The sequence below is a fragment of the Lysinibacillus capsici genome, from assembly GCF_020217405.1.
GTDB classification, from domain to species: Bacteria; Bacillota; Bacilli; order Bacillales_A; family Planococcaceae; genus Lysinibacillus; species Lysinibacillus capsici.
The window spans coordinates 2,885,520-2,897,962 of record NZ_CP084108.1; the positions used below are offsets into that span (position 1 = coordinate 2,885,520).

Here is a 12,443-nt window from a genome sequence, read left to right on the forward strand (position 1 = left end):
TGCAGGTGAAAAGTGTTGACACTTATTATACGACAGATGCAAGAAAATGACATTACTTTTGTACAAGAAATTGCTAGAATAAGCTGGCATCATACATACGAAAAAATCATTCCACGTGACATTCAAGATCGTTTTTTACAACTAGCCTATAGTCGAGAACGATTAATCGAACGTCTTATCAACAGTCCGTTTCTTGTTGCAATTTTTGACGAATGGCTAGTAGGCTTTGCTAATTTTTCAAATGTAACACAAGGTGAGGCAGAGCTACATGCGATTTATTTACATCCTCATATGCATGGTAAGGGCGTGGGTACCGCACTTTTACAGGAAGGACTACGCATGCTCCCAAATCTATCGTCTTTATTTGTTTGTGTAGAGAAAGAAAATAAAATTGGTATGCATTTTTATCAAGCAAAGGGATTTGTAGCAATAGAAGAATTTGATGAACAATTTGATGGTCATCTACTTAAGACAGTTAAATTGGTTAAACAATATGAAAAAGTGTAACGGTTCTTGCAACTACCGTTACACTTTTATTTATGTAAGATTTATCTGCTCCGCTTGGATAACAAGTGCTGTTAAGCCAGTTATACTACCAGATTCATGTGCCTGTCCTTGATGCCATAGTACTCCCTGTCCCGTCTTTATGGTGATTTTTTCACCATCTTCACCTCTTATCCATCCTTCGCCATTAATAACGATAAATAGCTGTGGAACAGGGGCTTCATGCATACCAACCACTCCACCTGACTCAATATAGATGAAACCGATCGTCGTAGGCACTTCTGTTTTGGTGATTTTTCTATAGAATGTATCGATGGATTGGTATTGATGAATGGGGTTTGCTAAATCTTGTGTAAATTGTATCAGTTGCATTTCGCAAAAATCCTTTCTTATTAGGCTAGTTCTTCTTCAGCAAATGCTAAAAGAGTTCCATCTTCTTTTTTGATATAAAAAGCAAATGCATCATAGCCATTTCTTTTAATCGTTTCCCAGTTAGTGGTTTCTCCATTGATAAGTTGAACATTTTCTTGTTCATCTACCTCATAGTCGTCTATTTCTTCGTCATAGTCGATGTTATAGAAAAATGATAATATGACTTTTGTTTCGGGTAAATTATATTTTTCTAGTGGACGGTTGTCACGGTGATTCTCTGTATACGCCTCACAAAATAGCGCATTATAACCATGTAGAGTCGCATCAAAGAGCAAAATTTCCTCGGCGGATAAAGGATCTTTAGCAACGATTCTAGCGGTTGGGCCTGTAATATAAGGCATTTCCTCCCCTTCAATCATTAGTAAATCACCGTAATACCAAATTTCAAATTGTTCATTGCCTGCACTAGAATGAAGCTGAAACTGGGATTCAACATCATCTAAAATTTGGACGTTTCCTGCAAATTGCTGTAGATAAATGGGAATAGGATTAATCATAGCTTTCCTCTCCTTTTCTGTTAGATATTACTTTCTTACAATATAATACATCTTTCTTAGTCATAAAGAAAAACCCAGAATTTTTTTCTGGGCTTGATGACACTTACTTTTCTAGCATGATTAAAACTGACGGGCCTTTGCTTCACTTCGCAAGAGACGGTTATGGAGAGTAATCTCCGTTTCACCATTTACTTGCGATTTTGATCGCTTAATCCTTGACCAGTTGCGGTGGATTTTTTGAGATTTGGGGTCTAGTTGTTCGAACCTACTCATTTTTCATCCTCCTCATCATTATAGATTTCATAAGTGAAATCTTCTTTATTATGACCAGCTAAGGTGAATTTATACTAATTTCATAAGAAGCTTAGTTACTTCACTTTATTAGTTTTCGCTTAACCAAGTTAACGCATATTGTACATATAATTCGGCTCCAACGCGCAAACCATCTTCATCGATATTAAAATGGCCGTTATGATGTGCCCAGCGTGTGTCCTTTTCTTTATTGCCTGAGCCTACTAGAGCAAAACAGCCAGGTACTTCATCTAAGTAAAAGCTAAAGTCTTCTCCACCCATTGTCGGATCATCAACATGATAAGCATCCACGCCAAAATGTTCAGCTGCAAGGCGCTCGACTAAGCTGGCACTCGCCACATCATTGTTGACGGCTTGTGTACCATATTCATAAACGACCTCTGCTGTGCCACCATAAAGTGAGGCAATCTGGTCAGCATAATGACGAATTTGCGCTTCGATATGTGAACGGACCTCTTGATCAAAACAGCGCACAGTCCCTTCTAAAATGGCATCTTCAGCAATTACATTAAAGCGTGTGCCAACCTCCATTTTTCCAATTGTAAGAACGGCAGGTTGAAGTGGATTGACTGTACGTGCCACAACTGTTTGGACATTCAAAGCAAACGTTGAAGCAATCATTACGGCATCAATGGCATCATGTGGGACTGCGGCATGACCGCCCTGCCCTTTAAAGCGCACTTTGAAAATATCAGCAGAGGCAAAGGCAGGACCTTTATTACACTGAATTTTCCCTGTGTCAATTTGTGACCAAATATGAATACCAAAGACGTTATCTACACCTTTCATTGCTCCTTGCTCTACCATCGCTTTTGCGCCTGTAGCTACTTCTTCGGCTGGCTGGAAAATAAAACGAACTGTTCCCTCAATTTCTTCTTGTACCGTATGTAATGTCTTAGCTGCAATCAGCAACATGGCTGTATGCGCATCATGACCACAGGCATGCATCTTACCATCCGTTTTAGAGCGATACGGAATATCTTCTCGTATTTCATAAACTGACAATGCATCCATATCCGCACGTAAGGCAACGGTTTTTCCTTCCCTGCCCCCTTTTAACTCCGCAATAATGCCTGTTGGCTCTGTTCGTCTATACGGAATACCAAGGTTCTCTAAATACGTTGCTACATAATTCGTTGTTTCATATTCTTCCCAAGAAAGCTCTGGCTCACTGTGCAATTTTTGACGAATCGTCACAAGCTCACTATTTAATTCCGCAATAATGCGTTTAATATTGTTCATGATTACTCTCTCCTTGTTTTATAACCAACTTACGAAAATACCTGCTAAAATAACAGATGTTATCGTTACACTAATGAAGCCGCCTACAAGCATCGGTGGCAACATATGGCTTAACAGTATTTCACGTTCTTTTTCATCGGTTGTGGACGATTTCACTACTTCATTCGTTAAAATATAATCTGCTGGGAACCCATAGAGCGCTGTTAAGGATACAGCAAACGCTAAATTCGGGCTGACCTTTAAAACTTTTCCTGCGATGAAAGAGAAAATATACATACCAATGACTGCTAAGACAATAGACACTACTAATGGCACAATAATACGCATCAGCATTTCAGGGGAAGCCTGTTTTAAGCCATCAAATATAAAGAGCATTAACCCCATAATGGCAAAACCGAAGCCATTTGCTTTTTGCAATGGTTGTCTTTCTAAAAAACCAAATGTCGATGCAAGGACACCAAACACTAGGCATAGCACTAACGCATTGACTGTCACAACAGGTGCTAATGCTGTAGATGTACCATACGCTAATAATCCAACAAGCGCTAAACGGAAAAATTTAAAGTATTCTGTATTGTACTTGGTAGGAATTTTCCTCAATAATTTTGGTTGCTCAGATGCCTGTTCAACATCTTCCTCTACCTGTGTTACCGATTGTATATTCCCTTGCTGGTGTTCTTTTAATAAACGTTTTGCTTCACGCTTCAATACAATGGACGTGATGGGATATCCTGCAAAACCTTGAATAACATAAATTACAATGGCAAAGACGGCTAAATCCTCTAAGCCAGCTGCAGAAGCGCCTTCTGACATCACTAGCGCTGCCACAACACCACCGACTAATGGTGGAACTGCAACAATCATCGTTTTTAAATCAAATAGCAAGGCACCAATTGTAAATAATATGGCGATGATGCCTACAATACCAGCTAAAGAAATAACGATGGCTTTCCACTGGTTTTTCAATTCCTTAAGGGACAGAAGTGTACCCATATTCGTAATTAATAAATACATTAACATCGTGGCAACGACTGGACCAATCCCGGCAATACTAACAATATCTTTCGGGAAGAATGTCCAATAGCCAATTAAAAATAATACCGCACAGACGAACACAGATGGAATCCACGCCTTCGTTCTTGTTGCTACGATATCTCCGATGTAAAGAATAGCAAGTACTATCGTCAGTGCTAACATTTGCGACATATCAAAGAATTCTCCTAACTTAGTAATTTTTTAATGTCATCTATAATAATACTAATTATTCTTAAAATTCTATTTTTACAGAAAAGAAGAAAAACAGCGCATGAACGAGCATATTCGTGACACTAAAATTACGGTTTTCCAAATATTTAGATTTTAAAGAATTTTCATAAAGCGCTTACAAAAAAATAGAACCATTATAAAATGGTTCTACTTTCTCTTACATGCTATTTTTTGAAACGATTACCTGTGTTCGCATAGATCAATAAAAATATCGTAAGGGCGACAAAAAGTACAAGACCTACATGAAATAACCATTGTGTATGGAAAAATTCGTTTAGTATCCATAAAAGGACACAAAAACAGTAGCCATACATCATTTTTCCCATAAATCTTGCCAGTGCCTTTTCATCATATTGTTCTTTATCTTCCTGTGCCATCGTATGAAAGCCTTCAAGTAGAAAAGCTCCTTTACCTTGCGATAGAACAATGGCGAAGATGAGAAACGGCAGCATGATTATTAAATAGACAAGTACTCCCAAGGTTCATCATCCTACTTTTCATTTTTAATAAATTGCTCAATTGCTGGTAGTAATTCTTCATGCAGTGGCAGCGAAGGGTCTGCATAGGTTGCTAAGTTTTTGGCGCGATCTGCCGGTGCCTTTTTCAATACGTGATTCATACCCGCTAGATAAAGTAATTTTGAGTCTTGTTTGCCTTTCTTCAATGCCTCAGCATCGGCTTCCTTCACTTGTAAATCCGTTGTTCCTTGTACTAGCAATACACGGCTTTTTACTTTTGAAAGCTCATTAGCAGGTTGATATTTTAGCAAGGAAATCAGGAAAGGCTGTACAGATGGACGGAAAAGGGCCTGTAGCTCTGGCGAAATATTTTTCACTTGCTCCCCTTGCTTTAAAGCTGTCAAAATATTCGTGGATTCATTAAAAAGCTTTGGTGCTAATTGACCTTTTAATTGCTCTAAAAGCACTTCATCTAACGATCTACCTGCACCGGCAATGGATACAAAGGATGCTACGCCTGTCTTTTGAGCCGCGAGCAAACCAATGAGTGAGCCTTCGCTATGGCCAATCACATGGACACTTGTGTAGGCTTTATCAGCCATCAATGTTTGGATAATTTGTACAGCATCATCAACGTATTGGTCAAACGTTCCATCCTCTTCCTTTGTTAAGAGCGCTTGATTGTCACCAAGTCCTCGCTTATCATAACGCACTGTCGCAATGCCCTGTTGTGCTAAACCTTCCGCCAACATTTTCAAGCTATTATTTTTTCCAGCCAATGCGGAATTACCATCTTTATCAGTTGGCCCCGATCCTGCTATTATCAGTGCCACTGGTGATGGAGATGGAGAAGCCTTTTCTACAGCTACCGTTAAGTTGCCGTTTTGCACGGGAATTTTTAATGTGTCATAGGTAACAGGTTGCTCTTTATAAGCCTTTAGTATTAAAGGAAATTTCCCACCATTTTGTTGAAATGTAGCCTCTATTTGTTCATTTTTGATTGTGCCATTAATGGCAATAGCAGAGCCGTTTAAATTGATGGACACTTTTACTTTATCACCTGTATACGTCACACTTTGAAATGGAAAATTAGATAAGCCCTGTGCTGGCACGGATAATGTACCACTTTCCTTCTTTAAATCGATAATAATCGGTAATGGTCCATTTGGCGTTTCAATAGTTCCTTCCCATTTTCCAATAAACTGTTCATTCATTGCATTTGTCCCCTTTGATCCTTGATGTTGTGCAGTGACCTCTTTTTGCCCACAGGCAGCTAAAAGTAAAATTGTACAGCAAATCAATAACCATTTTTTCATCTAATCTTCCTTTCTATATGAAAATCACCAATAAAATTGGCAGTAACGTAATCGCTATTAAGATGTAACACCATTTGTTCGCGAAATTTACAGTCCAACCAATCCCGAACTTTTTAGGCACTAATAAGGATGGATCATTTTTATTGCAATAAAAAATACCCCATTTCCAGTATTGATCATCTGTGGCAGCTGTTTCATTTGTATGTACCTCATCAAAACGTTCATTACTTTTACTGAGCTTCCAAATGAACACTAGTAAACCACCCAACGTAACGACATTAAAGACAAGAAAAAGTGGGAAGAAGTAGGGAGCCGTTTGGTCTTGTAAAATAACAGTTATATAGTGTAAAACAACAAATAGAATTGTCATACTAAAATTAATGGCTGCCAGGTACCAGCTTCCGTATTTACGCTGAGTTAACTCCCGATGAATGGATGCTTCTTTGGCCTGTGCACTTAATTGGATTTTGGCACTTTTCATGCCTTGACTCATCATGAAAAAACTAGTTTGTATTGCCAATAATATAAGCGGCATACTGATGACTGAGAGCCGCGATTTTTGAGTCCAACCATCGACCTCTCCTGCTCCATTCCAATGTGTAGCAAAAACCTCTGGGATTGTCTCATAGTTCATGTACGTAAAAGCAATTAATGCAAGTGTGATGATGATGGGTACACTAAAAAATATAGGTGACAATGTTTCCTCTTTCTGACGGATAGACAAATCTGTCACATATACTGTTTTTATTTGTGTCTCCCACTGCTCCTGCACCTTTAATTTTTTCGTTTTAACATGATAACTCATGTAAAGACCTGATGACAAAAGGAGCATGACATATAAAAGAATAAAGGAAATTAAAGATACCTTCTCCTCTTGTATAGGTGAATGATAGAGAGCGATTTGACCTACTAAAAATAAGCCGGTAATCCCTGCGATGATTTGGCTATAATGCTTCTTCCACAGCTTTAATTGTGGATGTTTGACATAAGGTTCGGGTATGGAAACACCAAAAACAAGTGTTTTTCTTGTTAAATGTGGGGTTATCGTTTCCATAATTCCGACAATGATAAAGATGCCTACAATTATAAGCATACTACCCCTACTTCCATTGTTTTAAAATTCGCTGGAACAAACTTGTCATTTGCTCTTTTTCGAGGCCTCGCGCAAAAGCCTCCGCCATGATAGGCTTCAAGGCATTTTCGACTTTTTCAACCTCCGTTTCTTCCAGCTCTCTCTTTTGACCACCAATAATGACCGCTTTTGCTTTCGGCTTCAATTCAATTAAGCCCTTCTCTTCAAGTTCATGATAACTTTTACTGACCGTGCTAACGTTAATGCCTAGATCTGTAGCCATCGAACGTACGGACGGTAAAGTATCACCATTTTTCAGCTCGCCTTGCGCAATGCATTCTATTATTTGATTGGCCAATTGTTTATATAGCTGCAATTCACTGTTTGGATCTAATTGTATTTGCATAAAACTCCCCCAATCTGTATTGCTTATAACCAAACAGAAATCTGTTATGTATAGAGTAATACAGATTTTCTCTAATGTCAAATGAAGGAATTTTTTATGGAGAGGGCTTTTTATGTGTGTAGAGAAGAGGTTTTGTCACAATAAGAGCGGGAGCCTTCCTTGGATGAGCGCTTTGAACTACATTTAGAGCGGGCTCTCCCCCCTTTGGAGCCCTTTGAGTCTCAGTTTGAGCGGATCTTGCGTACTTTAGATCTCATAGGAAACAAAAAGGACCCAGAATAATTCTGGGTCCATGGACACTTATTGCTTCTATTTGATTTTTAACTGATATGGTTTACACTTCTTCTTAATCTATAGCAAAACAGAATAGTCTGTTTCACCTTTAGGCTTAAGATTTATGAAGCTTCAACCTTCAACAGTTGTGGCGGACTTTCCTGAGATTCTTGGTCTTTGGGTGTTTGACTATTACTACTCATTCTGCATCCTCCCCATCAGATTAGATTAATAAGTGGTTCCTCTCTTATTATGAGCCTTCTTCTATTTTTTATACATGCTCTAGCTTTTTTCTGCAAAGACTTGTTGGGCTATCGTTAAAGCATTTTGCACTCTTGGAAAACCGATGTAGGGTACTAATTGTAAAAGTGCCTCGACCACTTCTGTCTGGGTCAAGCCTGCATGTAATCCACGCTGAATATGCGTTTTGGTTTGTGGTGCAGCACCTTGTGTAACAACTGCTGTTATCACGACAAGTGCTCGACTCTTTGCATCCAGCCCAGGTCGTGCATAGACATCACCGTAAGCAAATTCAATAATCATTTTGCGTAAATCGGGTGCGATATCGGCTAATGCATCGGATTTAATCATCCGTGCTGCTTCTTCCTCTGTCACATATTGTTTAATTGTTTCGAGCCCCTTTGTAAAACGTTCATTCATTTCTTCATCCCTCCTACATTTACTTATACAAAAACCCCAATTCCGCGTCTCCAGAATTGGGGATTGTCCTTCACATATGTAAGGTTCTCTTCTTCACGTCACCCTCTGGCTCAGTTGAAAAAGGATAAAGGTTTTCATAGTGCCTCACAGGACAGCTTTAATGAATATCTATGCAAAAAGTCACAAGGACATGCACGCAAAAATTAAATGGCTACAAGGCAGGCCTTCGCTTTTTCTATTTGGATTTTTACTTGTTCAAAGCCAGTACCACCTAAAGAATGACGGCGGCGAACAGCAGCTTCTGGCGCTAGTACATCATAAATATCCGCTTCAATTAAGGTACTTTCTTGCTGCATTTCTTCCAATGGTAAGTCTAATAAATAAATACCCTTTTGAATACATGTAAAGACAAGCTTACCAGTCACCTCATGTGCCTCACGGAATGGCATCCCCTTTGTTGCAAGGTAATCTGCTAGCTCTGTTGCATTTGAAAAATCAGCGTGAACAGCCTGATGTAAGCGTTCTGTGTTGACAGTCATTGTACGAACCATACCTTCAAAGATTTTAAGTGAACCAAGAATCGTATGAACAGTGTCAAACATCCCCTCTTTGTCCTCCTGCATATCTTTGTTATATGTTAATGGTGTGCCTTTTAACACCGTTAATAGGCCCATGAGATTCCCATAAACACGCCCTGTTTTACCACGAATAAGCTCTGCCATATCTGGGTTTTTCTTTTGTGGCATAATCGAAGAACCTGTTGAGAAGGCATCATCCAGTTCGATAAATTTAAATTCATCTGTAGACCAGATAATAATTTCCTCAGCAAAGCGTGATAAATGCGCCATAAGTAAGGAGGAATGACTTAAAAATTCCACGATAAAATCACGATCACTTACAGCATCCATGGAGTTTGCGTAAACCTCGCTAAACCCTAATAACTCTGCTGATTTTAAACGGTCAATCGGGAAAGTTGTCCCTGCCATTGCCCCAGCACCTAAAGGTAAAATATCAATACGTTTTATGGATTCTGTAAAACGTTGTTTATCACGCTCTAGCATCCAAAAATAAGCCATTAAATGGTGTGCAAAGGAGATTGGCTGTGCACGTTGTAGATGCGTATAACCTGGTGCAATCGTTTCAATATGCTCTTGTGCTTTGTCTAATAGTGTTTGTTGGAACGTCACAACTAAATCAATGGCTTCCTGCACACGCTTTTTCAAGAAAAGATGCATATCCGTTGCTACTTGGTCATTTCGGCTACGTCCTGTATGTAGTTTGCCACCGACAGGACCTATTAAATCAATTAACATTTTTTCTAAATTTAAGTGTATATCTTCATTGGCAACGCTAAATTCAAGCTCACCTGCGATTGCCTTATCTTTTAATTGGGCAAGACCACCTAGTATGGCCTCTACATCAGCTGCTGGTAAAATTCCTGTGGCACCAAGCATTGTGACATGTGCAACACTACCTTCAAGGTCCTCTAGCACAAGTTGCTGGTCAAAGCCAATGGATGCGCCAAATTCGTCTACCCATGCTTCTGCTGATTTTTGGAAACGTCCACCCCAAAGTTTTGTCATGTCAGCTCACCTTTTCCTCGATTACTTATCAAAAGGTGTAGTATAAGCACAAATGCCTCACCACACCTTGCTTGTTCAACATTACTTTTTATTCACAGATGAGTTCACTACAGTTGGTAGACCCCATAACTCGATAAAGCCTACAGCGGAAGCATGATTGAATTGATCTTCCTTCGAGTATGTTGCTAGCTTTTCACTGTATAATGAATTTGGTGATTTACGTCCTTCTACAATCGCATGTCCTTTAAATAATTTCACACGTACTGTACCATTCACATATTGTTGTGTTTGCGCAAGGAATGCTTCAAGAGCATCACGTAATGGTGAGAACCATAGACCGTCGTAAATTAATTCGGATAGTTTTTTCTCGATTACTGGCTTGAAGTGTGCTAATTCTTTTACAAGCGTTAAGTCCTCAAGCTCTTTATGCGCTGTTAACAGCACTTTTGCACCTGGAATTTCATAAACCTCACGAGATTTAATACCAACTAAACGATTTTCAACGTGATCGATACGTCCTACACCATGAGCACCTGCTACTGCATTTAATTCTTGAATTAAATCAGCAAGCTTCATTTCTTTTCCGTTTAATGCTACTGGTTTACCAGCTACAAACTCGATTTCCACATACTCTGCTTCATTCGGTGCATTTTCAATAGAAACAGTTAAGCCATAAGCTTCTTCTGGTGGCGACACCCATGGGTCTTCCATGATGCCAGCTTCATTCGCACGGCCCCATAGGTTTTGGTCGATTGAGAATGGTGAATCCAATGTTGCAGGAATCGGTACATTATGCTTCATTGCATATTCGATTTCCTCATCACGGCTCCAGCCCCACTCACGTACTGGTGCTAATACCTCTAAGTCTGGATTTAATGCTTTAATCGATACTTCAAAACGAACTTGGTCATTCCCTTTACCTGTGCAACCATGCGCAACAGCATCTGCGCCTACTTGATTCGCAATCTCTACTAGTTTTTTCGAGATAAGTGGACGGGAAAGTGCTGATACTAATGGATACTTTTGCTCATACCAAGTATGTGCTTGTAAAGAAATTAATGCATACCCTTCAGCAAATTCGTCTTTCGCATCCACCATATAAGATTCAATCGCCCCTACTTGAAGCGCTTTATTTTTTACGAACTCAAGATCTTTCCCTTCGCCAACGTCAAGACATACTGCAATTACGTCCCAACCTTGTTCTTTTAACCATGGAATTGCTACCGAAGTATCAAGTCCACCTGAATAAGCTAATACCACTTTTTTATTTGCCATTAAAAATGCGCCTCCATTGCTCTATCGATATGTATGTTTATACATTCATTTAAAAGTTTATACACGAATAGTATCATGTTATAAAAATAAATACAAGTGTATTTTTATAAATTCATAGACTTTTATTTTTATTGTCACAAGTAAGTCGTTCCTTGTATAAGGTTGGAAAGAATTCCATGTCAATTCACTCGAAAAAACGTTTTTTTACTATCTATATAAATGTATACTATATAAATTTAGCAACGGACGAAAAAAAAGAATCCATGATACAAACTGGATTCTTTCTAGTTACTTGGCTGATTGTATCCTATACAATACTTTTTTAGGATAAATCAAAATAAGTAGAACGGCCACCGCCGAATATAAAATGGCATTATACATAATTAAATCAATTAGGTTTCCATTAATGGAGCCGATAAAAAAATTAAAGAGCTGATGAATAATAATAGGAATGATTAAATTCTGATTGATCGTATAAAATACTGTCATGATGATGGTCGTAGCTATAATTGTTAACATAAAGAAGAAGCTATATTTGATCAAATCCATTCCCATAAACCCTGTTGTAAGCCATATCGGTAAATGCCACATTCCCCACCAAAAGCCTATGATAATTGAAGCTATTAATGGCGAATATTTCTTTTGCAGCTCCAGCAGTGCAAAGCCCCTCCATCCTAACTCCTCACCCAGTGGTCCTGACAAAAGCGTTTTAACAAAATAAAAACTGAGCATGCCCCATGAAGACAGCGTAAAAATAGGGTTTTCTTCATAATTATTCATGATTTGAAACAAGATCATGAGAAAGATAGCTGTTTGTATCATCACGATTAAAACAATTACTGAAAGTGACAATTTGTTTTTGAATTTTTGTTTGACAAAGTGGATAAAACGTTGCCCAGGATAGATTCTTGGAAATAGTAACGCAAAGGCAAAGGTGGATGACCAAGCCGATAGACAGCGTACGGTATCAAATAGCCAAGTAGGATAGCCTAATAGCTTGACGGCTCCTACAACACAGAAAAGTGGCCAAAAAATAATATTGGTTAAAATAATAAAGCTTGCTACTGGTTTTTTTAATTTCTTTTTTCTACGCAAGTAGATCCCCCATTTCATCTGAATATCTTCAGCATAAACCTAGGGGTTGCTC

The 12,443-nt window shown here is 38.7% G+C and carries 14 protein-coding genes; 1 reads left to right on the top strand and 13 read right to left on the bottom strand.

Features of this window, described 5'->3' with window-relative positions; all coding sequences use genetic code 11:
- Nucleotides 1–15 precede the first annotated feature (15 nt).
- On the top strand, nt 16–507 hold the full coding sequence (locus LCP48_RS14250) for a GNAT family N-acetyltransferase (protein ID WP_225340295.1): 492 nt from the start codon (nt 16–18) through the stop codon (nt 505–507).
- Nucleotides 508–537: 30 nt separating this feature from the next.
- Here the strand turns inward: LCP48_RS14250 and LCP48_RS14255 are convergent, their stop codons facing one another.
- The 13 genes from LCP48_RS14255 to LCP48_RS14315 form a co-directional block, all read right to left on the bottom strand.
- On the bottom strand, nt 538–876 hold the full coding sequence (locus LCP48_RS14255) for a cupin domain-containing protein (RefSeq protein WP_004231385.1): 339 nt from the start codon (nt 874–876) through the stop codon (nt 538–540).
- 20 nt (nt 877–896) lie between these two features.
- Nucleotides 897–1,433 (bottom strand): hypothetical protein, encoded by a 537-nt coding sequence (locus tag LCP48_RS14260; RefSeq protein WP_004231381.1) that lies wholly within the window; start codon nt 1,431–1,433, stop codon nt 897–899.
- A gap of 120 nt (nt 1,434–1,553) precedes the next feature.
- Nucleotides 1,554–1,706: a YpzG family protein gene (locus tag LCP48_RS14265; protein ID WP_004231380.1), complete on the bottom strand. Its 153-nt coding sequence runs from the start codon at nt 1,704–1,706 to the stop codon at nt 1,554–1,556.
- A gap of 108 nt (nt 1,707–1,814) precedes the next feature.
- On the bottom strand, nt 1,815–2,987 hold the full coding sequence (locus LCP48_RS14270; protein WP_225340296.1) for an amidohydrolase: 1,173 nt from the start codon (nt 2,985–2,987) through the stop codon (nt 1,815–1,817).
- A gap of 18 nt (nt 2,988–3,005) precedes the next feature.
- Entirely contained in the window at nt 3,006–4,193 is a 1,188-nt protein-coding gene (locus LCP48_RS14275; protein ID WP_225340297.1) for a hypothetical protein, read from the bottom strand.
- 224 nt (nt 4,194–4,417) lie between these two features.
- Nucleotides 4,418–4,732: a DUF3784 domain-containing protein gene (locus LCP48_RS14280; RefSeq protein WP_054549218.1), complete on the bottom strand. Its 315-nt coding sequence runs from the start codon at nt 4,730–4,732 to the stop codon at nt 4,418–4,420.
- 11 nt (nt 4,733–4,743) lie between these two features.
- A complete protein-coding gene (locus LCP48_RS14285) occupies nt 4,744–6,027 on the bottom strand; it encodes an alpha/beta hydrolase (RefSeq protein ID WP_225340298.1) in 1,284 nt (427 codons plus the stop codon).
- A 13-nt stretch (nt 6,028–6,040) separates the two neighbouring features.
- A complete protein-coding gene (locus LCP48_RS14290) occupies nt 6,041–7,120 on the bottom strand; it encodes a DUF1648 domain-containing protein (protein WP_225340299.1) in 1,080 nt (359 codons plus the stop codon).
- A gap of 7 nt (nt 7,121–7,127) precedes the next feature.
- The gene (locus tag LCP48_RS14295) at nt 7,128–7,505 is read right to left on the bottom strand and encodes a GntR family transcriptional regulator (protein ID WP_009370283.1); all 378 of its coding nucleotides are present in this window, start codon (nt 7,503–7,505) and stop codon (nt 7,128–7,130) included.
- Nucleotides 7,506–8,060: 555 nt separating this feature from the next.
- Nucleotides 8,061–8,438, bottom strand: coding sequence for a carboxymuconolactone decarboxylase family protein (locus LCP48_RS14300; RefSeq protein WP_216486064.1), 378 nt, complete (start codon nt 8,436–8,438; stop codon nt 8,061–8,063).
- 203 nt (nt 8,439–8,641) lie between these two features.
- Nucleotides 8,642–10,021 (bottom strand): argininosuccinate lyase, encoded by a 1,380-nt coding sequence (gene argH / locus LCP48_RS14305; RefSeq protein WP_004231367.1) that lies wholly within the window; start codon nt 10,019–10,021, stop codon nt 8,642–8,644.
- Nucleotides 10,022–10,102: 81 nt separating this feature from the next.
- Nucleotides 10,103–11,296, bottom strand: a complete 1,194-nt coding sequence (locus LCP48_RS14310) for an argininosuccinate synthase (protein ID WP_225340300.1) — start codon at nt 11,294–11,296, stop codon at nt 10,103–10,105.
- A 288-nt stretch (nt 11,297–11,584) separates the two neighbouring features.
- On the bottom strand, nt 11,585–12,391 hold the full coding sequence (locus LCP48_RS14315) for a CPBP family intramembrane glutamic endopeptidase (protein ID WP_225340301.1): 807 nt from the start codon (nt 12,389–12,391) through the stop codon (nt 11,585–11,587).
- Between the last annotated feature and the right edge of the window lie 52 nt (nt 12,392–12,443).